Origin of the sequence: Bradyrhizobium sp. ERR14, assembly GCF_014198235.1 — a bacterium.
Taxonomy (GTDB): domain Bacteria; phylum Pseudomonadota; class Alphaproteobacteria; order Rhizobiales; family Xanthobacteraceae; genus Bradyrhizobium.
Genome location: NZ_JACIHD010000001.1, coordinates 424,589 through 449,564, shown reverse-complemented (window position 1 = coordinate 449,564; position 24,976 = coordinate 424,589). Strand labels below are relative to the sequence as shown.

General features: G+C 65.1%; 16 protein-coding genes. 6 read left to right on the top strand and 10 right to left on the bottom strand.

Features of this window, described 5'->3' with window-relative positions:
* The first annotated feature begins 92 nt into the window (after positions 1 to 92).
* Positions 93 to 530, top strand: coding sequence for a DoxX family protein (locus tag GGD62_RS02225; protein ID WP_179730583.1), 438 nt, complete (start codon positions 93 to 95; stop codon positions 528 to 530).
* Positions 531 to 893: 363 nt separating this feature from the next.
* Complete coding sequence (locus tag GGD62_RS02220) at positions 894 to 2,588, top strand: methyl-accepting chemotaxis protein (RefSeq protein ID WP_183706943.1); 1,695 nt, start codon at positions 894 to 896, stop codon at positions 2,586 to 2,588.
* Positions 2,589 to 2,779: 191 nt separating this feature from the next.
* On the opposite strand, the gene GGD62_RS02215 is transcribed toward GGD62_RS02220, so the two are convergent.
* Positions 2,780 to 6,589 carry a DUF3971 domain-containing protein gene (locus GGD62_RS02215; RefSeq protein WP_183707577.1) on the bottom strand — a complete coding sequence of 1,270 codons (3,810 nt, stop codon included), beginning with the start codon at positions 6,587 to 6,589 and terminating at the stop codon, positions 2,780 to 2,782.
* 204 nt (positions 6,590 to 6,793) lie between these two features.
* On the opposite strand from GGD62_RS02215, the gene GGD62_RS02210 reads away from it, so the two are divergent.
* Together GGD62_RS02210 and GGD62_RS02205 are read left to right on the top strand one after the other, a co-directional pair.
* Complete coding sequence (locus GGD62_RS02210) at positions 6,794 to 7,483, top strand: peroxiredoxin (RefSeq protein ID WP_183706942.1); 690 nt, start codon at positions 6,794 to 6,796, stop codon at positions 7,481 to 7,483.
* A gap of 109 nt (positions 7,484 to 7,592) precedes the next feature.
* On the top strand, positions 7,593 to 8,945 hold the full coding sequence (locus GGD62_RS02205; RefSeq protein WP_026202863.1) for a M23 family metallopeptidase: 1,353 nt from the start codon (positions 7,593 to 7,595) through the stop codon (positions 8,943 to 8,945).
* Between the two features lie 28 nt (positions 8,946 to 8,973).
* Here GGD62_RS02205 and GGD62_RS02200 read toward each other — a convergent pair whose 3' ends face one another.
* From GGD62_RS02200 to GGD62_RS41645, 8 genes are all read right to left on the bottom strand, one after another.
* Positions 8,974 to 10,209 (bottom strand): ABC transporter substrate-binding protein, encoded by a 1,236-nt coding sequence (locus GGD62_RS02200; RefSeq protein ID WP_183706941.1) that lies wholly within the window; start codon positions 10,207 to 10,209, stop codon positions 8,974 to 8,976.
* Between the two features lie 107 nt (positions 10,210 to 10,316).
* The gene (locus tag GGD62_RS02195; protein ID WP_183706940.1) at positions 10,317 to 11,228 is read right to left on the bottom strand and encodes a DMT family transporter; all 912 of its coding nucleotides are present in this window, start codon (positions 11,226 to 11,228) and stop codon (positions 10,317 to 10,319) included.
* 80 nt (positions 11,229 to 11,308) lie between these two features.
* Positions 11,309 to 12,178 (bottom strand): DMT family transporter, encoded by an 870-nt coding sequence (locus GGD62_RS02190; RefSeq protein WP_183706939.1) that lies wholly within the window; start codon positions 12,176 to 12,178, stop codon positions 11,309 to 11,311.
* A 14-nt stretch (positions 12,179 to 12,192) separates the two neighbouring features.
* Positions 12,193 to 13,074, bottom strand: coding sequence for an NAD(P)-dependent oxidoreductase (locus tag GGD62_RS02185; RefSeq protein WP_183706938.1), 882 nt, complete (start codon positions 13,072 to 13,074; stop codon positions 12,193 to 12,195).
* Positions 13,075 to 13,076: 2 nt separating this feature from the next.
* Positions 13,077 to 14,208, bottom strand: a protein-coding gene (gene prfB, locus GGD62_RS02180) for a peptide chain release factor 2 (protein ID WP_183706937.1) whose coding sequence is annotated in 2 segments (ribosomal slippage) — positions 13,077 to 14,138 and positions 14,140 to 14,208 — 1,131 coding nt in all. Because the reading frame shifts where the segments join, the coding sequence is not laid out codon by codon here.
* A gap of 108 nt (positions 14,209 to 14,316) precedes the next feature.
* Positions 14,317 to 16,827 (bottom strand): penicillin-binding protein 1A, encoded by a 2,511-nt coding sequence (locus tag GGD62_RS02175; protein WP_018323014.1) that lies wholly within the window; start codon positions 16,825 to 16,827, stop codon positions 14,317 to 14,319.
* A gap of 322 nt (positions 16,828 to 17,149) precedes the next feature.
* Positions 17,150 to 18,445: an N-acetylmuramoyl-L-alanine amidase gene (locus GGD62_RS02170; RefSeq protein WP_183706936.1), complete on the bottom strand. Its 1,296-nt coding sequence runs from the start codon at positions 18,443 to 18,445 to the stop codon at positions 17,150 to 17,152.
* Positions 18,446 to 19,061: 616 nt separating this feature from the next.
* Entirely contained in the window at positions 19,062 to 19,895 is an 834-nt protein-coding gene (locus GGD62_RS41645) for a hypothetical protein (protein ID WP_312014237.1), read from the bottom strand.
* A gap of 21 nt (positions 19,896 to 19,916) precedes the next feature.
* Here GGD62_RS41645 and GGD62_RS02165 point away from each other — a divergent pair, with 21 nt between their 5' ends.
* Positions 19,917 to 22,214, top strand: a complete 2,298-nt coding sequence (locus GGD62_RS02165) for a ribonuclease E/G (RefSeq protein ID WP_312014236.1) — start codon at positions 19,917 to 19,919, stop codon at positions 22,212 to 22,214.
* Positions 22,215 to 22,282: 68 nt separating this feature from the next.
* The gene (locus GGD62_RS02160; protein WP_018323011.1) at positions 22,283 to 23,515 is read left to right on the top strand and encodes an FAD-binding oxidoreductase; all 1,233 of its coding nucleotides are present in this window, start codon (positions 22,283 to 22,285) and stop codon (positions 23,513 to 23,515) included.
* An 85-nt stretch (positions 23,516 to 23,600) separates the two neighbouring features.
* Here the strand turns inward: GGD62_RS02160 and GGD62_RS02155 are convergent, their stop codons facing one another.
* Entirely contained in the window at positions 23,601 to 24,935 is a 1,335-nt protein-coding gene (locus GGD62_RS02155; RefSeq protein ID WP_018323010.1) for a dicarboxylate/amino acid:cation symporter, read from the bottom strand.
* Positions 24,936 to 24,976 lie beyond the last annotated feature (41 nt).

Below are 24,976 nucleotides of genomic sequence, written 5' to 3'. Positions count from 1 at the left end.
ACGAAAATGTCAGGACGAATCGAGTGTGCACGGCTTGCAGGGCGAAACCGAATGCGGTCCAAGTCGCAGCATTGGATGGAGGGCACAAACCAATGAACTTTCCGTATCTCACTCGCTTTCAACCGGTTCTCTTGAGCCTGTTTCGCTTCGTCACCGGACTGCTGCTGTTCCAGTACGGCATCGCAAAGATCTTCAAGTTTCCGGTGCTCCCCTACTTCGCGAACATCCCGCCGCTGATCTGGACGGCCGGTGCGCTCGAGCTCGTGCTCGGCGCGCTTCTGATGCTCGGCTTGTTCACCCGCCTCACCGCTTTCATTCTCTCGGGCGAAATGGCCTTCGCTTACTTCATGGGCCACATGCTCAAAGGCGAAGCGCCTGTGTTCCTGCCGCTGCTCAATGGCGGCACCGCAGCAATCCTGTTCTGCTTCGCCTGCCTCTACCTCGCGGCCGCCGGCGGCGGTTCGGTCAGCGTCGATGCGCTGATGGGCAAGGAGAGCGACGCGGCGGGCGACGCCTACGCACGGCGCTGAGGCGCTCGCTAGTTAACCTGAAAGCAAGTCGGCACTGGCGGATCTGCCGGTGCCGACTCAGCGCGCGCCCAGCACGTTCCAGATCAGGACGAGGGCAGCCACGAGCAGCACGGCCATGACGATGCGGTGAACGAATCGGTTCATTGCCGCTCCGGCCCGGCTCGGTCACCACCAAATTCCGACATCATCTGTCTCGACGACCGGACGCGCCACGCACTGGCAAAGCGCGATTCCGCCTGCATGCTTGCGCATCCGGCTGCGAACGCTGCGCGCGCGGCAGCACGTCGCACGCGTCCATTCATGATTGGTAAGAACTTCATGCTACCGACGCGAGCAATAACAACCATTTCTTTCGAGGCCGCGATGAAGCTGATGAGTCATCTCAAGATCCGGACCAAGCTCGCCAGCATGGTCTGTCTTTCAGCTCTCACAGTCACGGCCATCATCGGCGTATCGTCCGTCCTCAGCAAGAGTCGCATGATGGAGGATCGCGTCCAGCAGATGCGGACTGCGGTCGAGCTGCTCTACAACTACGCGCAATCGCTTCAGGAAGAGGTTGCCGCCGGCAAGCTGACGCCGGCCGACGCCAAGGCCCAGTTCCACCAGCGTGGCCGCCGCATGAACTTCAACGGCAACCAAGGCTACCCCGTTGTCTACAACCCCGACACCTCCATCCTGGTGAACGGCGCCAACCAGCAGCTGGAAGGCAAGATCACTGGGGCCAAGGACTCTAACGGCGTCTTGATCGCCGACGCCATCATCAAGGCCGGCGGCGAGACCGCACAGGGCGGAGTGACCTCCTATCTCTACCCCCGCCCCGGCCAGACCGAGCCCGTGCGCAAGACCGTCTTTGCGCGCAAATTCGCGCCCTGGAACGCGACCATCAGCTACGGTCTCTATGTCGACGACATCGACGCCGATGTGCGCGCCCTGACGCTGGAGCTTGCCGCGATCGGCATCGGCCTGATGCTGCTGATGGCGACGCTGTCCTGGCTGATCGCCCGCGACGTGCTCGGCGCGCTCGACCGCCAGAAGAACCGCATGCAGGAGATTTCGGAAGGCGCCATCGACAAGCCGGTCGAGGAGACCGACCGCGGCGACGAGATCGGCCGCATGGCCGAGACGCTTGAAGTCCTGCGTCAGACCGCACTGACGGCGCGTAACCTGGAAGCCGAGCAGGTCGCCACCAAGACCCGCAGCGAGCAGGAGAAGCGCGACGCCCTGATCGCCCTCGCCGATCGCTTCGATGCCTCCGTCGGTCAGCTCGTCGGCCTGATGGCTTCCGGCTCCGGCGAGCTCGAGACCACCGCCAAGTCGATGTCATCCACGGCCGAAGGCACCAACCGCCGCGCCGCCGTGGTCGGCACGGCCGCCACCGAGGCGAGCCAGCGCGTCCAGACCGTCGCGGCTGCCGCCGAGGAGCTCTCCTCCTCCATCACCGAGATCAGCCGCCAGGTCGCTCAGTCCGCAGAAGTCACGGGCCGCGCGGTCGACAGCGCGCGCCGCACCGACACCATCGTGCGTGCGCTCTCGGACGGCGCCCAGCAGATCGAGCACGTCGCCGAGCTGATCTCCAGCATTGCCGCGCAGACCAACCTGCTCGCACTCAACGCCACCATCGAGGCCGCGCGCGCCGGTGAAGCCGGCCGCGGCTTTGCCGTTGTCGCTTCCGAGGTGAAGTCGCTGGCGAGCCAGACCGCCGAAGCCACCCGCGAGATCGGCGACAAGATCGCGCAGATCCAGGGCGCGACCAAGGAGGCCGTGGACGCCATCGGCGGCATCACCGCCACCATCGAGGAGGTCAGCCGCATCGCCACCTCGATCGGTGCCGCCATCGAGGAGCAAGGCGCCGCCACCGCCGAGATCGCCCGCAGCGTCTCGCAGACCGCGGAAGCCACCAAGGAAGTCACCACCAATATCGGCGGCGTCTCGACCGCCGCAAACGAGACCGGCAACGCCGCCGGCATGGTGCTCGCGGCCGCCTCGAACCTGTCCAAGCAGGCCGAGCAGCTCTCCGGTGAAGTCGGGACATTCCTCGCAGGCGTGCGCGCCGCCTAACGCGGCACTCCAGAATCAAGACATTTGGCGCGAGAGCGTCGCCACATTCGTCATGGCCGGGCTTGTCCCGGCCATCTACGTTTTTGGCCGCGACGAAGAATGTGGATGCCCGGCCTTCGCCGAGCCGAAGCCGCTCCGGTCGCGCAGGCGGGACAAGCCCGGGCATGACGGGCACTTGGGACTATGGGTGGTTACCGCCGTGTCAGGCTACAGCCGCTCGAGAGCTGGCGCGTCGACCCGGTCGAACCGTCGTTCGACTGCGAGGGGAATTCCTCGAACGGCGAGTTCTGCTTGCCGGTGTTGAACTCGAAGATCTTGCGGAACAGGCCGGGGGCCATCGCCGAGATCGGATTGACGCGCATCACGGGCGCAGCCGGCGTGCCGACGACCTCATAGGTCACGCCGATCAGCCCTTCATTGTTGCCGCCGCCGAGGAAGATGCCGAACAACGGGATCTGGCCGAAGATGTTGTTGACGCCATACATCGGCACGAAGGTGCCGCTCATGCAGACCTGGTTGCCGGGATAGTCGATCGAGCCCTCGATGGTGGCGCCGATCATGGGACCCTTGACCACGCCGTCGCGGACCGTCAGTGCGCCGTTCTGCCGCGTGAACTCGGCGCGGAGCGCACTGAACGAGACGCCGTTGCCGGTGCCGTTGGGCGCGCCAGCGGCGACGCGTTCGAGCTGCGCCTCGCCCTTCACCGTGAAGTCGCGGACGTTGATGAGGCCCTCGCGCGAGGTGTTCGGCTCGGATGTCGGCGGCTCCATCGCCACCACCATCTGGCCGCCGACCGCCTTGGTGTAGGTGTCGGTGAACCGCAGCAGCGCGCCGGCATCGTTGGTCTGGAGGTAGATCACCTCGCGGTTGCCCTGCGCACGGCCGCCGCGCAGGTCAGCCGCCACCGGCGTGTCCTTGCCGACCTTGCCGCTCAGCGTGAACGCCTTGATGGCACCATTGCGTTTCGACATCTTGGCATCGACACTGCGCATCGCCTCGCCGTTGAAACCGGCGACGGCGCCGAGCTTCACGTCGATGTCGAAATCGACGTTCTTCATCTTGTTCTTGTCGTCCTTGGAATTGCCGGAGATCGCCGACTTCAGGAAGCCGCGACCGTCGAACACGTCGCCGCGCATCGTGCCCTTGATGACGCCATCCTGGCTGCGCTCCACCTTCAGCGACGCCTTGTCGCCATCGGACGGCGAATAGGTCGGGAAGTTCGCGTTCATGAGATCGCCGTTCGCGTCGACCTCGAGCGAGCCCTTGATCGAGGCGCCACCGCCTTCGATGACGATGTCTTCCAGACGCGTCGATTGCGCGGTCGGCACGACCTTGAAGCTGGCCTTGCCCGACTTGCCGGGCAGCTTGACCCAGCCGGGCAGGATGTTGTCGAGCTTGACCGAGGTCAGGTCGGCCTCAACGCCGAGCTTCGTCGTCTGATCGGGGCTGCCGGCGATCTTGCCCGACAGCTTGATCGGCAACGATCCGCTGACGGCGGGGCTGAGATCGAATCCCAGGCGCGCCCGGCTCGCATCGTCCAGCGTCGCCTGCAACCTGACATCCGCGTCGCCCTCGGCGGGCTTGCGATAGTCGAGCGAGGCCGCCTGCCCGTTGATCTTGACGTCGCCCTTGACCTGATAACCCGTGTTGCTCGCGACGATCTTGAGGCTGTTGGCCTCCAGCTTCTGGTTCATCACCAGCTTGTCGGCGGCAAAACCGTTGAGATCGGCGGTGACGGCGTAGGTCGTGTCCGCCTTGGTCAGCTCGCCCTTGACCGGCAGGCCGAGCTGGATGTTCGCCGTGAACGTCCCCTTGCTGGTGTTGGGATCGACGACGGTCGATGACAGATCACTCAGGCGATCATTCGAGAGCATCTCGGCCGCCGCAGGCACGGGTCCGTCGACGCGGAACCTGGTCCGCGACGGCGACGGCTTGGGCGCCATATCCGGCACCTCGAAGACGAAATCGGAAATCGTGACCTTACGGCCGGCGGGCGTATCGGCAATGCCCTGCCCGATGGTCACGGTCGCGGTGCGGCCGGTCACGCGCGCCTTCAGATCGGCATCGTGCACAACGGGCATGCCGTCCACGGGACGGACCGCGACGCCGCTCGCGACGATGTTGACCGAGAGGCCGTCGTCGGGAATGGGCGGGCCCTTGCGCGGCAAGTTCTTCGTCGGCGAATTGACGCCGATCTCGATGCGCTGGAGCGTACCGCGCTCGATCCGCTCGATCACCCATTCGCGCAACTCGGGAACGACCAGCGTCGGCCACATCCGCTTCAGCGCGGAGGCCGACATCGGCGTTCCCGCAAAGCCCAGCGTCAGCCGCGGCTCGCCGGAATAGTCGATCGCACCCGTGCCGGCAACGCCGATCTCGCCATTGCTGATGTCGGCCTGCGTCAGCAAGAGGCGCTTGTGGTCGGTGTCGAAGCGGAAGCCGATCGCGATGCGGTTGAAGACGAGCGGCGGCTCGTTGTCGATGCCGCCGAGCAGGATCGAACCGCCGCTGAAGCCGAGCTGCCAGTCATTGATGGTGCCGTTGGGCGGCTCCAGATGAGCCAGAAGCGTCAGGCGGTTCGCGCCCGACAGGATTTTGAACGGTGCCACCAGCACCCGCCGATTGGCGTCCCACTCGACGTTGATCTCGGCCTGGTCGATCGCCATCGGATAGTCCGGCGTGTCGGTGTCGATGATATTGCCGGCGCCGACCGCGATCTTGCCGCGGAAGAAGGTCGGCACGCCATCGCGGCCGAGTTCGCCCTTGAGCTCGCCCGTCAGCGGCAGGTCGGCGGTGTAGGTGAGATCCTTGACCCGCAGTGCCAGGAGGATGTTGGAGGTCGAGACCTTGTCGGCCTTGATGTCGACCGAGCGCACGCCGTTCTCGGCAGGCCCGATCGTGGCGCGCAGCATCCACGGACGCGCGCCCTCTTCGCCCAGGCTGAGCGTGACGCCACCCCGGCTCGGCCGACGCAGGCTGAGCGTGATGTTCTCAAACGACCATTTGCTGCCGCGCTGCTGATCGTCGACGATCAGATTGCCGTTCTTCAGGCCGATCTCGTTGAGATTCTGGCCGTCGAGGCCGGTCATGCTCAGACTGTCGAGCCAGTCGAGGCCCTGAAGGATGCCGCTTTGTGCCGTCGCCTGAGGCGGGCCTTGAGAGGCGGCTTGGGATGGATCCTGGCTCGCGGGCCCCGTGGCGAATGGCGGCGGCGGGACACCGTTGCGCGGGAATGTCGGCGGCAGACCCGCGTCCTTCTTCGAGGCGACGCCGGTTGCCAGCGGCTTTGCGGTATCGCCGGCGGACACGGTGACGGTACCGTCGGGCGCGATGCGGATCGCGAGTTCAGCATCGACCAGATTGAGACTCTCGGCGCGCAGGTGACCCATCAAGAGGCCCGCACCCGATAGCTTCACTTCAGCCTTCGGCGCGCTGGCAACGATGGCGTGATCGCGATCGCGGACGATGATGTCTCGGATGCGGACGGCGATGCGGACCCGGCCGGCGCGCTCGATCTGGGTGCCTCCGATCTCAACCGTGTTGCCGTGACCGATATTGTCTTCGATCGCGGCCGCCAGCCATGGCGTTGCAATGTCGAGATTGATGGGGCCGGCACCGAGCCGCCACCACAGCGCGCCGAAGCAGCCGATGAAGATGACGGCGAGAGTCCCGACGACAAGGACGACGCGCTTTAGCCAGCGATCGGCAGCCAGCCAGCGGCGTAGCGCCCCAAACCCGTCACCGAAGCGATGAAAGCCCGAATTGGAACGCGACAGCAGCCGGCGCGCGCGATGGCCCGCGGCCGCCTCCTGATCCGGATCCCAATCGGCGTCGTCCCATTCCTGCGGCTGTTGCTGAACGCCGCGCCGATCGAAGTCCCGATTATAATCCTGGGGCGACTTATTCCTTGCCATTGCCTCTCGATACAGGCGCCCGTCATAGGATTGAGCGCCGCCGGGACCGCAGCCGTCCGCGGGAAGCGAAGCTCCCTGCGCCGGCATTGCCGCCATACCTCGAATATTCCTGCTGTTCGTCATTTCGCCCCGGGAGCGCGTTCAACGAGCAGTGGGGTGGTGCGTGGAATTCCTTGTAACCATACTCCGGCGCCGCCAGACTTGCCCAGCCGAGGGCGCGATTCCGGCACACCGGACGAGAGCTGCAATACCGTTTCGGTTGACCCGCCGAAAGCGTCGAAAGGAAGGCGTATGTCCAAGAAATCCCGAACGAAATCGTCCAAAACGCCCTCCGGCAGTCCGACGGCTAAAAAGCAGACCCCGAAAACGCGGGCCTCTACTCCGACAAAGTCCGCGAAAACGCCGCGGACACCGGCGAGCAAATCAACCGGGACCTTAGCAAAAGCAGGATCACATACGGCCGCATCGAAACAGTTAAATTCCTCCAAATCGGTGTCTCCGCCCGCCAAGGCGAAGTCGGGCCTGACCGAGGGCCAGAAGGCCCCCGCCTTCCGCCTGCCCCGCGACGGCGGCGAGGTCGTCACATTGGCGGACTATGCCGGCCGAAAGCTCGTCCTGTTCTTCTACCCCCGCGCCGACACCCCGGGGTGCACCCGGGAGGCGATCGACTTCACTCGCCTCGCCGGTGCCTTCGCGGCTGCCGACACTGCCGTGCTCGGCGTCTCCGCCGATCCGTTAAAGGCTCAGGAGAAATTTCGCGACAAGCACAAGCTCGGTATCCCCCTGATCTCGGATGAGACGCACCAGTTGCTGGAAGCCTATGGCGCCTGGGGCGAAAGGTCCATGTATGGCAAGAGCTTCCTTGGGATTCTTCGCACCACGATACTGGTCGGGGCCGATGGCAAACTGGCCAGGATCTGGCGCAATGTCCGGGTCGACGGTCATGCCGACGAGGTGCTGGAAGCGGCAAGAAGTCTTTAACCAGTCCTTTAAATTCGCGCGTTCCCGTTTCCGGAAAATTAACCATGACCGCCCAGATTGCTGCGGCAATTAGGCCGTACGGACTCATCCGACCGGCGCGGGAGTGCCGATGTCGAAAAGTTCTGCCCAATACTCGCAGTACGCCCAACATCATCCTCACGACCGCGGACGGGCCTCCCAACGCCGTCCTGCCCCCGCGGCAACCGCAGCGATTCCCCTTCCCGCGACCGACGACGCCTACACCATCGTCCATGCCGGCAAGCAGGTTCGCTTCGGGCCCGTGGTGTTCTGGATCGTGGTTGGCACGGTGGTGCTGCTCGGTCTCTGGTCGGCGGCAACCGCTACCTATTTCGCTTTCCGTGACGACGTCCTGACCCGGCTGATCGCCCGCCAGGCCGAGATGCAATACGCCTATGAGGACCGTATCGCCGAGCTGCGCGCCAAGGTCGACCGCACCACCAGCCGCCAGTTGCTCGACCAGGAACAGTTCGACCAGAAACTCGACCAGATCATGAAGCGCCAGACGGCGCTGGAGTCCCGGGCGACGGCGCTCGGAGCCATGCCTGATGTAACCGGCTCGATTCCGCGTGCGACGCCCCAGCGCGGCGATTCGAGCCAGAGCACGCCTAAACCCTCGCCGATCAGCGACACCGTGATCTTCGTGGCGCCTCCGGACCGTGAGGCCCGCCTGGAATCGCGCGCACCCACTGTCGCAGCGCCCCCGACCAGCCAATTCGCCAAGAATCAGGGTTTCGACAACGTCCTGGTCCGGCTCACGACCTCGCTCGACCAGGTTGAACGGCGCCAGATGGCGGCGCTCAGCGCCGTCGAGGAAGGCATGGATTCACGGATGCGCCGGATGCGCGGCGTCGTCAGCGATCTCGGCCTGAATCTCGCCAATCTCGAATCCGCCGTGCCGCGCACCGCGATGGGTGGTCCGTTCGTGCCGGTCAAACTGACGGCCAACGCCGGACCGTTCGAGAAGCAGCTCTATCGCATCAACACCACGCGCGCCGAGATGGACCGTCTCAACCGCACGCTGGCGCTGGTGCCCTACCGCAAGCCCGTCATCGGCGAGGTCGAGTTCACCTCCGGCTTCGGCGTCCGCAGCGATCCCTTCCTCGGCCGGCCCGCGATGCATACCGGGCTCGATTTCCGCGCTGCCACCGGCGATCCGGTTCGCGTCACCGCCAACGGCAAGGTGGTGTCGGCCGGCTGGTCCGGCGGTTACGGCCGCATGGTCGAGGTCGACCACGGCAACGGACTTTCGACCCGTTACGGCCATCTCTCCGAGATCAACGTCAGGGTCGGCGAGACCGTGAAGATCGGCCAGGTCGTCGGTCTGGTCGGGTCGACCGGTCGCTCCACCGGTCCGCATCTGCACTACGAGACCCGCATCGAGGGCGAAGCGGTCGATCCGCAGAAGTTCCTCCGCGCCGGCGTGCGTCTCAGCGCGGGCTAAGCCCGCGACAAAAGGCGACTGTACATCATCACTGGCTGCGCTCGTGGCCGACCTCGCCGGTGATGACGTCGCCGAACAGCTCCCAGGCTTGCCCGTTGAAGCGCATCAGCTGCATCTGCTCGATCGGGAAATAATCGTCCGGTGAGGTGTTGACCATGATGCCCGGCAGCATCAGGTCGGTGTGATAGTCCTTCAGGTTTGCCGCCTGCTTCATGACGTTTTCGCGGGTGAGATTATCGCCGCATTGCTTCAGCACCTGCGCCATCGCCTCGGCCTGGACATAACCGTAGACGTTGTTGGAATTGGTCTTGTCGCCATCGGGATAATATTTGTCCATGAACTCCCGCCATTTCACCACGGCCGGATCCTTGTCCCAGGCCGGGTCGGTCGGATCTTTCAGATAGATGGTCGAGATGATGTCCTTGGAGTAGTCGAGCCCGGCCGGCTTGAGTACCGAGGCGACGGAGGTCGCGGTGTTGGCCAGGAAGAATTTTGGCTTCCAGCCGAGCTCGCCGACCTTCCGGATCGCCTGCGCCGAGCCTTTCGGCGCGGCCCATGAGAAGAAGATGTCCGCACCGGAATCGTGCAGGGCGACGATCTGCGAGTCGATCGAGGGATCGCTGACCTCGTAGGACTTGTCGGCGATGATCATGCTGGCCTTGTCGCCGAGCCCGTCCTTCAGGCCCTTGAACTGGTCCTTGCCGGCGTCGTCATTCTGCCAGAAGACGGCGATCTTGCTGCTCGGGAAATGATCGCGAATGTACTTGGCGTAGATGCGTCCTTCGCTCTGGTAGTTGGGCTGGAAGCCCATGGTCCACGGGAAGTTCTTGGGGTCGCCGAACTTGGTGCCGCCGGACGCGACGAACAGCTGCGGCACCTTCTTGGCGTTCATGTATTTCATGATCGCGGAATTCGAGGGCGTGCCGAGCGGCTGGAAGATCAGCAGCACCTCGTCGCTCTCGACCAGCTTGCGCGCCTGCTCGATCGCCTTCGGCGGCGAATAGGCGTCGTCATAACTGATGAAGTTGATCTTGCGGCCGTTGATCCCGCCCTGATCGTTGATCATCCTGAAATAGGCGGCCTCGGTCTTGCCGATCACACCGTAGGACGACGCCGGCCCGCTATAGGGCATGATGTTGCCGATCTTGATTTCGGTGTCGCTGGCGCCGGGGTCGTATTTTTTCTGCGCCGAGACCGGTGTCGTGATGAGCACTCCGGCAGCAAGCATGACGAGGGCAGCAAGGTTTTTGCGACGACCCGGCATCGGTCTCTCCCCTGTTTTATAGTCTTGTTTTGTGGGGAGTGTCGCAAGGCCGTTCGCGGCTGGCAAGCGCTTCGATTTTCCGCGAGATGAAACCGCGAATCCGGAATTTACTCGCTGCGCCGCAGCAGGTTCAAAATGCGTCCGTCGATCACGAGCAGCGCGCTGCCAATGACGATGGCGCCTGCGATCTCGCGCATCGAGATCGGCTCCCCCAGCACCAGCCATCCCAGCAGGATGGCGGTGACGGGAATGAGCAGCGTCACCAGCATGACATTGGTCGCACCGGAGCGCCGTATGATCTGAAAGAAGACGATGTAGGCGAGCGCCGTCGACAGGGCCGCAAGGCCAAGCACCGCGGACCATGTCGCGACACCCGGCACTGCGAGGCGCCATGGCTGCTCCACCACGCCAGCGATGATTGCCATCATCACCGTCGATGCCATCAGCTGAAACGTCGCCGTGCCCAGCGGCGGAGAGTCCTTCAGCATTCGCCGCGCTGCCAGTGCGGCGAATCCATAGCTGAAGGCTCCGCCAAGGCAGAGCAGGATGCCAAGCCCCTGCCCCGACCTCGTCTCGATTCCCCATCCGCGCAGGATGATCACACCCGCAAGGCCGAGCCCCACACCGGCCACGCGCAGCAGCTGCAAGGCCTCTTCGCCCGCCGCGGCCATCACGACCACCGTAAACAGCGGTGTCGTCGCATTCAGGATCGACGCGAGTCCGCTCGGGATGAAAGTCTGCCCGGCCACGATCAGCGAGAATGGAATGACATTGTTGAGCAACCCGATAGCAACGAACGGCTTCCAGCCCGTCGTGCCTCTGGGAAAGCTGATCCCCTGCATGCGCAGCAGCGGCAGCAGAATGGCCGCCCCGAGCGCGACCCGCAAAAACACCAGCGTCAACGGCGGCAATTCACGCAAGGCGGCACCGTTGAAGAAGAACGAGCCGCCCCAGAGAACGGAGAGCACCGCGAGCAGCGACCAGTCGCGCGCGTCGATCCTGTTGTCGGTTGGGGGCATGCGTTTCACCTCGGCGCGGCTGCTCGCCTAGGACAAAGCGGAAAATCTCGCCACCCGGTTTCCGACAAAATTGCTCGAGATCATCCCCGTGACTGGCGATCGCCCGCGATATCCGCAACTACCGCCCCAATCACCAACGCGCCGCCAATGAGCGCGTGGACGGCGGGTATCTCGCGGAAGGCAACCCAGATCCAGAACGGCATCAGCGGCGTTTCCAGCGTCGCGATCAGGGAAGCCTGCCCTGACGGCAGCAGTCGCGAGCCGAGCATGTAGAAGGTCAAGCCCAGCGCGACCTGAAGGCAGCCGAACATCGCAAGGATCGCGAGGCCGTTGCCGCCGACATGAGCGATGTCATGGGCGAATGGAAGGCTGACGAGGCTTCCGATGAAATTCGACAGCGCGGCTGCCGCCACCATCGACGTCTCGCGATGGCGCCGGACCACCACCGTCATGGTGGAGATGGCGAGCACCATCAGGCAACTGAGCGCGATGCCACCGCGATCGGCACCGGCTTGCACACCGCCGACCGTGATCACCACGCCGGCAAAGGCAATCAGGCTCGCGATCAGCGTGCGCCATGTCGCGGCCTCATTGAGCCACAGCCAAGCCAGCGCGGCTGCGACGAACGGCTGTGTTGCGATCAGCACCGCCACGTTCATGACGTCGGTCATCTGCAGCGCGGGAATGAACGAAATCATGCCGATCGCGGACAATGAGGCCACGAGCAGGCCTGCCTTCCCCGGCACTAGCAACTGCCGCAGCCCGGCGCGGCCTTGCATCACGACGAGGAGCATGGTGACCAGGCTGCCGGCGAACAGGCCGCGCCAGAACAGAATGGTCCAGGGATCAAACGGCAGAAGGCGCGTGAAGAACGGCGCCGTGCTCCACGCAATCGCAGCGGCGACGACGAGGGCAATGCCGAGACCGCGTTCCGAACGAGGCTGCCCCATGTGGATGCGACCGGCTAGGACGGCTTCTTCGGCCGCGACACCAGCTCGATCATCTTGCCTTCGTCGTCGTCAGGCATCGCGGCCTTGGCCTGCGCGTAGGCTTCCACCGCCGCGCGCGAGACCAGCGGCTTGTCGGCCAGGAGGCTTTCGGCGAGCCGCACGGCGTAAGCGGCGTCCTTGTGCCGCAGCGCTGCCGTGAACGTCGCGCCGCTGAAGTCGCGGGCGACCATGCGCTTCGAATGCCGCTGCACCTGCGGGCTTGCGGCAACGCCCGCCTGGATCGAGTCCAGCACGAGCTTCATGTCGAGCCCGGCCTGCTCGGCGATCGCGAGCCCCTCGGCAAGGCCGGCGATCTGGATCGCGCCCATGAGATTGTTGATGAGCTTGTAGACGGTGCCGGATCCGACCGCGCCGAAATGGCGGATGGTCGCGCCGATCGGCTCGAGGAACGGGCGGGCACGCTCGAGATCGGCGCCATCTGCGCCGACCAGCAACGTCAGCTTTCCCGCGGCCGCCGCATCCGGCAGGCCCGTCACCGGGCAGTCGAGATAGATCAGGCCGCGCGCGTTGAGCTCGCGGCCCATCTCGCGGGCATGGTCATAGGAGACCGTCGAACATTCGATCGCGATGGTGCCTGATTTCGCCGTCTTGGCGGCGCCTTGCGGCCCGAGCCAGACCGCGCGCGAAGCCTCGTCGTCGGCCACCATGGTGACGACCGCGTCGGCGTCGATCGCGGCGTCCTCCGGAGAGGTCGCCCAATGCGCGCCGCGCGCGATCAGATCTTCCGCCTTGGCCTTGCTGCGATTCCACAGCGTCACCGTGAAGCCGGCATCGAGATAGCGGCCGGCCATGCCGTGGCCCATCCGTCCAAGCCCGATGAAGGCGACGCGGGGCATGGCTAGTCCACGTCCTCGATGTCGCCGCTCGTGGTGCCGAAGGCGCGCTGCGCCAGCGTCGCGGCCATGAAGTCGTCGAGGTCGCCGCCGAGCACGCCCGATGTGTCGGAGGTCTGCACCCCCGTGCGCAGATCCTTCACCATCTGGTAGGGCTGCAGCACGTAGGAGCGGATCTGGTGGCCCCAGCCGATATCGGTCTTGGCGGCCTGATCGGCGGCAGCCTTCTCCTCGCGCTTCTTCAGCTCGATTTCGTAAAGGCGTGCGCGCAGCATGTCCCACGCCTGCGCCCGGTTCTTGTGCTGGGAGCGGCCGGCCTGGCAGACCACGGCAACGCCGGTCGGGATGTGCGTCAGGCGCACCGCGGATTCGGTCTTGTTGACGTGCTGACCGCCGGCGCCGCCGGAGCGCATGGTGTCGACGCGGACGTCGGCTTCCTTGATGTCGATCTTGATGCTGTCGTCGATGACGGGAAACACCTGCACGCTCGAGAACGAAGTGTGCCGCCGCGCGTTGGAATCGAACGGCGAGATGCGCACCAGGCGATGCACGCCCGCTTCCGTCTTCAGCCAGCCATAGGCGTTGTGGCCCGAGACCTGGATCGTCGCGGACTTGATGCCGGCCTCTTCGCCCTCGGACTCTTCCAGCACCTCGACCTTGAAGCCGTGGGTGTCGGCCCAGCGCGTGTACATCCGCAGCAGCATCTGCGCCCAGTCCTGGCTCTCGGTGCCGCCGGCGCCGGCGTGGACTTCGAGATAGGAATCGAACCGGTCGGCCTCGCCCGACAGCAGCGCCTCGAGCTCGCGCCGCGCCACTTCCTTCTTGAGATTCTTGAGAGCCGCTTCGGCTTCCGCGACGACGCCGGCATCGCCCTCGGCCTCGCCGAGCTCGATCATGCCGATGTCGTCTTCGAGCTCCTGCTCGACCTTGCCGATGCCCGAGAGCGAATCCTCCAGCGAGGTCCGCTCCTGCATCAGCTTCTGGGCTTTCTGGGGATCATTCCAGAGATTGGGATCTTCTGCGAGCTTGTTCAGCTCAGCGAGGCGCGCCGTCGATTTCTCGACGTCAAAGATGCCTCCTCAGCAGCCCGACTGACTGCTTGATCTCTTCTACCAACCGTTCGATTTCGGCGCGCATGTCGTTCTCTGGTCTCGCGGAATCCCGCGTGCAATTGAGTGGGGGATGTAGCGGCGGCGGCTGCAAAGCGCAACCGCTGACGCGAATAACGTCCCTATTGTTCTAGCCTCAGTACAGCCTGCCGGTGCCCGGCTGCATGAAGAAGCCGGAATCCGGCTGCTGCTGCTGCGAGGCCGGCATGCCGCCGCCACGCCCGTCAGCGTCGGCAACGCCAATGACCGAATAATTATCCGGCGGCGCCGTGCCCGGCTTGAAGGCCTCCAAAATGGTTCCGCCGGTCTCGCCGGGGCCGGCGCGCATGCCGGTTTTGGAGACGACGCGCACGAGCTTGATGCCGGCAGGCACCTTGAACGGAACGGCGGGCTTGTCGGCGAGCGCGAGCTTGAGGAAATCGCGCGCGATGGGAGCGGCCAGATGGCCGCCGGTGGCGGCATTGCCTTTACCCAGCGGACGCGGCTTGTCGTAGCCCATATAGATGGCGACGGCGACGTCGGGAGAGAAGCCGACGAACCAGGCGTCCTTGGCCTCGTTGGTGGTGCCGGTCTTGCCGGCGACGGGTTTGCCGACTTCCTTGATGACCGTGGCCGTACCGGCCTGCACCACGCCTTCCATCAGCTCGGTGATCTGATAGGCCGTCATGGAGTCCAGCACCTGCTCGCGGCGGTCGATCAGCTGCGGCTCGGCCTGGTTCTTCCAGCCGCCCGGCGCGTCGCAGCCGCGGCATTCACGCTGGTCGTGCTTGAAGATGGTGTGTCCGTAGCGGTCCTGGATGCGATCGATCAGCGTCGGCTTCACCCGGCGGCCGCCATTGGCGAGCATCGAGTACGCCGTGACCATACGCATCGCCGTCGTCTCGCCGGCGCCCAGCGCATAGGAGAGATAGTTCGGCAGTTCGTCATAGACACCGAAACGGCGGGCATATTCGCCGATCAGGGGCATGCCGATGTCCTGCGCCAGCCGCACCGTCACGGTGTTGAGCGACTGCCGCAGCGCGTTGCGCAGCGTCACCGGTCCCTGGAATTTGCCCGAAGAGAAGTTCTCAGGCCGCCACACGCCAGCGCCCTGCCCCTGGTCGATTTCGATGGGGGCGTCGAGCACGACGGTCGAGGGTGTATAGCCGTTGTCGAGGGCGGCCGAATAGACGATCGGCTTGAACGACGAACCCGGCTGCCGATAGGCCTGAGTGGCGCGGTTGAACTGGCTCTGGTCGAACGAGAAGCCGCCGACCATGGCGAGCACGCGGCCGGTCCAGGGATCCATCGCCACCATTGCGCCGGACACTTCGGGGATCTGGCGCAACCGGTACTGGCCCTCGACCGGCTGGCCATCCTTGTAGAGCGGATCGGCATAGATGACGTCGCCGGGCTGCAGCACCTGCGACACCGCCGTCGGCGTCTTGCCTTTGGTTCCGCCCTGCACGGCTCGCGCCCACCGCACGCCGTCAACCGTGACGATGCCGGTCTCGCGCTGCTTGCTCACGGCGCCGCCAAGCTCGCGGTTCGGCTGGAAGCCGATCCGCGCCGACTGGTCGCTGGTCTCCAGCACCACCGCCATGCGCCACGGCGAGATGTCGGACAGCGACTTGATCTCGGCGAGCTTGACGCCCCAATCGCCCGAAATATCGAGCTTGCTCATGGCGCCGCGATAGCCCTGCTGCTCGTCATAGTTCACGAGGCCCGAGACCATGGCCTTGCGCGCCATGACCTGGATCTTCGGATCCAGCGTGGTGCGGACGGACAGACCGCCCTCATACAGCTTCTTCTCGCCGTAGCGCTCGAAGATGTCGCGGCGGACTTCCTCGGCAAAATATTCGCCGGCGAAGGTGTGGGCGCCGTTGGACCGGTTGGTGACGGCCAGCGGCTCCTTGCGGGCCTTGTCGGCGTCGGCCTGCTTGATCCAGCCGTTCTCCACCAGACGGTCGATGACGTAGTTGCGGCGCTCGATGGCGCGGTCGCGGTTGCGGACCGGATGCAGCGTCGCCGGCATCTTCGGCAGCGCGGCCAGATAGGACGCTTCCGCCACAGTCAGCTCGTTCACCGACTTGTCGAAATAGACCAGCGAGGCGGCTGCAATGCCGTAGGCACCCAGACCGAGATAGATTTCGTTCAGATACAGCTCGAGAATCTTGTCCTTCGAGTAGGTCTTCTCGATCCGCATCGCGAGCAAGGCTTCCTTGATCTTGCGGGCGAAGGAGACCTCATTGGTCAGAAGGAAGTTCTTGGCGACCTGCTGGGTGATGGTGGAGGCGCCCTGCGGACGCCGGTTCGAGCCGTAATTCTGGATGTAGACCACGCCCGCGCGCGCCATGCCGGTGTAGTCGATGCCGCCATGCTCGTAGAAATTCTTGTCCTCGGCCGCGAGGAACGCGTTGATCACGAGCTTCGGCACCGCCTGGATCGGCAAATACAGCCGCCGCTCCTTGGCGTACTCGCCGAGCAGCGAGCCGTCGACCGCGTGCACGCGGGTCATCACCGGCGGCTCGTAATCCTGAAGCTGAGAGTAGTCGGGCAAGTCCTTGGAGAAATGCCAGATCAGGCCTGCCACGGCCCCGACACCAACAAGGAACACCACCGTTCCCGCGGCGAACAGGAAGCCCATGAACCGCACCAGCAAGCGCATTATGTGTTTATCCGTTCAATCTCTGGATCAGCTCAGTATCAGCCCCTTGGCACCCAAACAGGGGCCAATCTTCACGTCACGAATTCACCGGCTTACGCAATACCATCAGTGCCGGACTTTAGACGCTTGCCGAGCGGGATTCTCTCCGATTCCGGAACCCCCTGCGGCATTTTTATAAAGCGCCGGCTGTGGCCAAACTAGGGCTTTTGCGGCGGGACGGAAAAACCCTTTCACTGCGACGATCCCCCGGTCGTCGATTTGACGATCCCCCGGTCGTCGATTTGACGATCCCCCGGTCGTCGATTTGACGATCCGGCGGTCGTCAATTTGACGATCCCGCCGTGGCCATCCGCTTGGTCAAGAACCCGTCGATCGCCTGCGCCATCGAGCCCACGGCACGCGACCGCCAGCCCTCGGAGACCAAATGCTCGAGGTCGCCCTTATTTGAGACATAACCGATCTCGACCAGCACCGAGGGGACGTCGGGCGCCTTCAGCACCCGGAAACCCGCCGACTTCAGGGGATGCTTGTGCATCCGCACCGTCGACTTCATCTCGCCCATCAGAAGACGGGCGAAACGGTTTGAAAAGGTGCGGGTTTCCCGCTGCGTGAGGTCGATCAGGATGTCGGCGACGTCGGTCGGCTCCTCGGCGAGGTTGAAGCCTGCGATCGCGTCCGCCCGGTTTTCCGCGTCCGCCAGCCGCTGGGCTTCGGCGTCAGACGCCTTGTCGGACAGCGTATAGATGGTCGCGCCCTGCGCATCGCCCTCGGCACGGGGCAGCGCATCAGCGTGAATAGAGACGAACAAGGCGGCCTTCAGATTCCGGGCGATCTTGGTGCGGTCATTGAGGGGAATGAAGGTGTCGTCGTCCCGCGTCATGACCACACGGTATTTGCCGGCCTTCTCCAGCTTGTCGCGGAGCGCCAGTCCAAAGGCCAGCACCAGGTTCTTCTCGCTCTCACCGCTCGACTGCGTGCCGTTGTCGATGCCGCCATGGCCGGGATCGATCACGACCACCGGGCGGCCATCGGCCTTCTGCTGCGCCGTGTCCGGGGTTGTCGTCGCGGGAGCCGTTGCAGGCTGCGCCTCGGCGATCGTGGGTCGCAGCTCGGGGCGGTTCTCAGGTGCGAGCGACTGCACGAAGGCGGTCCGGTCGACCTCCTCCAGCTCCAGCACGAGCCGGGCCGGCTGGCCGTTGGCCGCCTCCAGCACATAGGAATTGGCGATCCGGGCCGGTCCCGTCAGGTCGAACACGATTCGCGAGCCGCCGGGCATGACGAGCCCGTAGCGGAAAGCCTTGACGAGGCCGCGCCCCCCGACCCCCGTGCCCGCGGGCAGCTGAAAATTGACCTGCGGCACGTCAACGACGACCCGGTACGGGTCTGCGAGCGTGACCGCACGGAAGATAACGGTCTGGTCGATGTCGAGAATGAAGCGGGTCTGCTTGCCGTCGCCGGCCAGCCGGGCGGCGGAGGCGACTGGAAAATTCGCTACCGCAACAGTGGGTTGCGGCTGGCTTTCCGCAGCGCTCAGGCGCGAGGAATCAGCGCACGGCAACGCTGCGGCGCACAGAAGTGCGCATCCCAGCAAAACCCGTTGATTTGTGCGGCTCGCCACCGATTCCGTGCCTCCGAGCAGCCCTTTTAACGCAATAGAACCACAGGGTTAATTGATCCTTAATGACAGAAACGCGAAACTCGCTGACTGTGACCGCCGTGCGACGCTCCCTTGCACCGATGGCTCATTCCTCGTATGTACGGAATGCTGACGGCCGATATTTCCGGTTGTGTCGCATTCAGCCTCCCGGTGCAGCGCCGGAACTCTCAAGGTTTGGGAATTCCAGCGTTTTTCCGTTCCCCTCTAAGACCAGCGCGGTGCGCGGCAGCGAGGTGGAGCGGGTCAAGCGCCGGCGGCGGACGGTCCTGGGTTACCTCTCGCGTTACCGGGACAGTTCTGACAGCGACGTAACCCATTACCCGGTCCCTTGATCCCAAGGGAGCGGTTCGTGATCCTCAAGGCGAGCGCGCTCGCGCCATGCCTGGCCAGCAGCAACTGATTGAAGGGCGGCCTCGCCGCCCAATGTTTCATACGGGCCGACGCTTGATGCGCCAGACTGTGCCGACGAATTCTGAAGGATCATTCGCGACGCTGCGGAGTGAAAATCCCGCGCGCCGCCTTGGTCCTGAAGCTTCCGGTTCGGCAAGGCGCGAGAGACGGCGTTTCGGCCTTCCCCTCACCCCCGAATCAGGTGGACCGTCGCGTCACCCGGCAGCGCAGCTAGCGCCCACGGTGAATCGCGCCCGCCGCCGCCAAGAGTTAAGACATGCCCAACAAGATGTTGATCGATGCCACCCACCCGGAAGAGACCCGGGTCGTCGTGGTCCGCGGCAATCGCGTCGAAGAGTTTGATTTCGAGACCGCGCAACGCAAGCAACTGCGCGGGAATATCTACCTCGCCAAGGTCACAAGGGTCGAACCCTCGCTCCAGGCCGCCTTCGTCGAATATGGCGGCAACCGCCACGGCTTCCTCGCCTTCAGCGAAATCCATCCCGACTACTACCAGATCCCGGTCGCCGACCGTCAGGCACTGATCGAGGCCGAGGAACAGGCCCATCGCGAGGCCGAGGAAGAGAGCGAGAACCGCTCCCACGGCCGTCGCCGTTCGCGCCACCGCAACGCCCGCCGCCGCGGTCATGGCGAGCGCGTGCGCAGCGACATCGTCGAAGGCGCAGATCCCGCGGCCCAGCCGATCGAAGGCGCGGCGCTGCCGGAGCACGCCGAGGGCGCCCTGCACGAAGGCGAGCATCTGCACGCCGACACAGAGCATCACGGCGAGCACGAAGCTCACGATCACCACGATCATGATCATGGCGAGCATGATCACGACGATCATCATGCCCATGATGACGGGCACCTTCACGCTCACGATCATGACCATGGTCACGATGGCGAGCATGATCATCACGACCACGATCACGCCGACGAGACGCCCGCGCCTGTCGCAACGATTGGCGCCGAGCCTGTGGTCGCCGCCGAGCTGCAGGAGACTGCCGCCCCCGAAGCGCATGCGGAAGCTCTGGCTGAGGCCGTGACCTCCGCCGCTGAACCTGCCGATGCCGTGTATGCTGCGGTCGAGAGCGCCGAGGCGCCGCATGCCGAGGCTGCGGAAACAACCGGCGAAGACGACGAGGACGAGGACGAAGACGGCGAGGAAGCCGAAGAGGAAGTCGTCGAATCCGTCGGCGGCGACGACGTGCTGGAGGAAGTGCCGGAGCGCACCTTCCGCCCGCGCCGCCAGTACAAGATCCAGGAAGTCATCAAGCGCCGCCAGGTGATGCTGGTGCAGGTCGTCAAGGAAGAGCGCGGCAACAAGGGCGCGGCGCTGACCACCTACCTCTCGCTCGCCGGCCGCTATGCCGTGTTGATGCCGAACACCGCCCGCGGTGGCGGCATCAGCCGCAAGATCACCAGCGCTCAGGATCGCTCGCGCCTGAAGGAAGTGGTGCAGGATCTCGACGTGCCCGAGGGCATGGGCATCATCCTGCGCACCGCCGGCGCCGCCCGCACCAAGCCCGAGATCAAGCGCGACTTCGAATACCTGATCCGGATGTGGGAGACTGTGCGCGACCTGACGCTGAAGTCGCAGGCCCCGACCCTCGTCTACGAGGAAGGCTCGCTGATCAAGCGCTCGCTGCGCGACCTCTACAACAAGGAGATCGACGAGATCTCGGTTGCCGGTGAAGCCGGTTACCGCGAAGCCCGCGACTTCATGAAGATGCTGATGCCCGCCAATGTCAGTGCGGTGAAGCAGTATCGCGACGGCCAGCCGCTGTTCTCGCGCATGGGCGTCGAGAGCCAGCTCGACGCGATGTTCTCGCCGACCGTGCAGCTGCGCTCCGGCGGCTACATCGTGATCAACCAGACCGAGGCGCTGGTCTCGATCGACGTCAACTCGGGACGATCGACCCGCGAGCACCATATCGAGGACACCGCGCTCAAGACCAATCTGGAGGCGGCCGAAGAGGTCGCCCGCCAGCTTCGCCTGCGCGACCTCGCCGGCCTGATCGTCATCGACTTCATCGACATGGACGAGAAGCGCAACAACCGTGCGGTCGAGCGCAAGCTGTCCGATTGCCTGCGGCAGGACCGCGCGCGCATCCAGGTCGGCCGCATCTCGCATTTCGGCCTGCTCGAGATGTCGCGCCAGCGCATCCGCGCCAGCGTGCTCGAGAGCTCGACCGATCCGTGCCCGCATTGCGGCGGCACCGGCCATGTCCGCTCGGTGTCCTCGGTGGCGCTGCAGCTGCTGCGCGGCCTCGAAGAGATCCTGATGAAGGGCGCGACCCACAATCTCGTGGTCCGCACCCGCACCGACGTCGCGCTGTATGTGCTGAACCACAAGCGCGGCCATCTGCGCGATCTCGAGAACGGCTTCAAGGTGACGCTGTCGGTCATCGCCGACGCAAGCGTCAGCGGGCCGCAGGCCTATCTCATCGACCGCGGCGAGCAGGTCCATACGCTGGAAGCCGCCAAGGCGCTGCTGGCGGCGCAGGCGGCAGCAAGCCCGCCGCCAATCGTTGAAGACGCCTATGACGACGAGGAATTCGATTCCGAACTCGAATCCGAGGTCGAAACCGAGGAGACCGAAGGTCTCACCGAGGAGCAGGCTGCGGGCGAGGCAGCTTCCGAGCAGGACGGCCAGCGCCGCAAGCGCCGCCGTCGCCGGCGCGGCCGCGGTGGCCAGCGCGATGGCGAGTTGCGTGAGGATAGCCCTGCCGCCCTCCCCGAGGCGGCCGTTGCGGCCGGCGAAGGCGAAGAGGATGCCGAGTCCGAGCAGGACGGCGAAGAAGGCGAGGAACAGGCGGCCCGCGGCGAGCAGCAGGGCAGCGGTGACCGTCGCCGCCGGCGTGGTCGCCGCGGCGGACGCCGTCGGCGTGGTGGCGGCGAGGACGGTCTCGCCGGCTCCATCAGCGACGAGCTCGCGGCAAATGCGCCGTCGGAAGCTTCCGACGCAGTCGCCGATTTCGACGGCTTCGGCGGCGAGGCTGCGCCCTCGATTGCCCAGGCCGAACACACGGCTGAGCCTGAGGTCTCGCAGCCTGAGCGGCGCGCCGAGGTGCAGACCGAGGCGGTGCCGGCCCAGCCTCAGGCGGTTGCCGCGGAGGAAGAGCCCGCCGACGACAAGACCGCGCGGCGCCGCTCCACGGTCCGGGAAAAGGTGAGCTTCCTGTCGAGCAGCCCGATCGAGCCCGCAGCCCCGGTTGCGCAGGCGCCTGAGCCGGCCGCCCCGCCGGCAGCTGAACCCGTGCCGGAACCGGCAAGCGAAACACCGGCGGCGCCACGCCGCGCCGGCTGGTGGTCGCGCCGCTTCGGCGGCGGTGAATAAAGCCGAACACTCAAGAGAAAACGCCCGGGTCAAGCCGGGCGTTTTTTGATTTGGCGAGGTCAGTTCCAATGCAAAGCGCAATTGTTCTCGGCGGCGGCATGATCGGCGTGAGCGCGGCGCTGCACCTCCAGCAGCGCGGCTGGGCCGTCAGGCTCGTCGACCGCAGGGAGCCGGGCCGCGAGACCAGCTACGGCAACGCCGGGATGATCCAGGCCGAAGCGGTCCGCCCCTATCCGATGCCGCGCGACCTTGCGACGCTGCTGAAGATCGCGACCGGCCGCACCAACGATGTGCGCTACAGCCTGTCGTCGCTTCATCTCCATATCGAGCCCCTGCTCCGCTACTGGTGGCATTCGGCCCCGAAGCGCCATCGCGAGGCCGTCGATGCATGGGCGCGGCTGATCGCCTACGCGACGAGCGAGCACGACATCCTCATTCGCGAAGCCCATGCCGACAATCTCATCCGCCGCGCCGGCTATCGCATGCTGCATCGCGATGCCGCTTCATTCGATCTGGCGATCAAGACGGCGGAGGAAGACCGCCGCGAGTTCGGCGTGAATTTTCGCGTGCTCTCCGGCAGCGAGCTTGCCAGGGTCGAGCCGGTCCTGCGCGACGATCTTCCCGGCGCGATCCATTGGCTCGACACCTGGACCGTGTCCGATCCCGGCGCACTGGTCACGGCCTATGCCGAGCTATTCGAGCGCCGCGGCGGCGCCATTGTGCTTGGCGATGCGCAGTCGCTGCGGCAAACCGCGACCGGCTGGTCGGTCGATACGGACCAGGGGCGTCTCGACGCCGCCAACGCCGTCGTGACCCTCGGGCCGTGGTCGCCCGATCTCCTCCACAAATTCGGCTATCGCATTCCCCTGGTGCGCAAGCGCGGCTACCACATGCATTACAGCGGCGGCGCTTCGCTCGACCTGCCGCTGATCGACAAGGCCGGCGGTTATGCCATGGGGCCGATGGCCAAGGGCATTCGCATCACCACCGGAGCCGAGCTGACGAGCCCGGATGCACTCGCGACGCCCGTTCAGCTAGCCAGCGCCGAAGCATCCGCACGCGAGCTGATCGACCTCGGCAAGCGCGTCGAGCCGGATCCGTGGTTTGGCACCCGCCCCTGCACGCCCGACATGCTGCCGGTGCTCGGGCAAGCTCCGCAGCATCCCGGCCTCTGGATGAATTTCGGCCACGGCCACCAGGGCTTTACCCTCGGACCCGCGACCGGGCGCCTGCTCGCCGAGATGATGAGCGGCGAGACGCCTGCGATCGATCCGATGCCGTACCGGCCGGAGCGGTTCTAGCCGAAAGAAAAAGGGCTGATCGAGCATCTCGACCAGCCCTATGACTTCAAGGTCTGACAGCGCAGCTCGCGCCGTCAGGTCCAGATCAGTCCGTCGTGATCGCCGTCTCCATGTCGGTCGGATCGATCTGCTTGGAGAGGTTGGCGTTGAGCTTGTCGCGGTCGAGCTCACCCTCCCACCAGGCGACGATCACGCAGGCGACGCCGTTGCCGCACAGATTGGTCAGCGCGCGGCACTCGCTCATGAACTTGTCGATGCCGAGCACGATCGCCATGCCCGGCACGAGGCGCGGATCGACCACGGCCAGCGTCGCCGCCAGCGTGATGAAGCCCGCGCCGGTGATGCCGGAGGCGCCCTTCGAGGTCAGCATCGCCACGACCAGGATGGTGAGCTGCTGGCTGAAGCTGAGATCGACGCCGAGCGCCTGTGCGATGAACAGCGTCGCCAGCGTCATGTAGATGTTGGTGCCGTCGAGGTTGAACGAGTAGCCCGTGGGCACTACCAGACCGACCACCGACTTGGAGCAGCCGAGCCGCTCCAGCTTCTCCATCATGGACGGTAGCGCGCTCTCCGAGGAGGAGGTGCCGAGCACGATCAGCAGCTCGTCCTTGATGTAGGCCAGGAACTTGAAGATCGAGAAGCCGGCCAGGCGCGCGATGATGCCGAGCACGACGAACACGAACAGCGCCGCGGTGGCATAGAAGGTCGCGATCAGACCGATCAGGTTGAGGATCGCACCGGTCCCGAACTTGCCGATGGTGTAGGCCATCGCACCGAACGCACCGATCGGTGCCGCGCGCATCACGATCGAGATGACGCCGAACACCGCATGCGCGGCATCGTCGATGAAGCTGCGGATGGTGTGGCCGCGCTCACCTAAGCTCATGATGGCGAAGCCGAACAGCACCGAGAACAGCAGCACCTGCAGGATCTCGCCCTGCGCGAAGGCGCCGACCACGGTGTCCGGAATGATGTGCAGCACGAAGTCGACGGACTTCTGGCCGGCGGCCTGCTTGGCGTAGTTCGCAACGGCCGCCTCGCTCGCCGCAGCATTGCCGAAGCCTGCGCCCGGCTTGACGAGATTGCCGACGACGAGGCCGATCACCAGGGCGAAGGTCGAGACGACCTCGAAATAGACCAGCGCCTTGACGCCGATGCGGCCGACCTTCTTGGCGTCCTGGATGTGGGCAATGCCGGAGACCACGGTGCAGAAGATGATCGGGGCGATCACCATCTTGATCAGCTTGATGAAACCGTCACCGAGCGCCTTGATCCATTCGTTGGTTGCGAACTGTGGCCACAGCCAGCCGACGATGGCGCCGAGCACGATGGCGATCAGCACCTGGACGTAGAGAACCTTGTACCACGGCTTTGCTGCGGGCGGCGCGATCGGCGCCTCCGCCATCGTTGTCGTCGTCATTGTTTCACTCCCCCTCAAAACGCTGGGCCAGCCAAGATCAA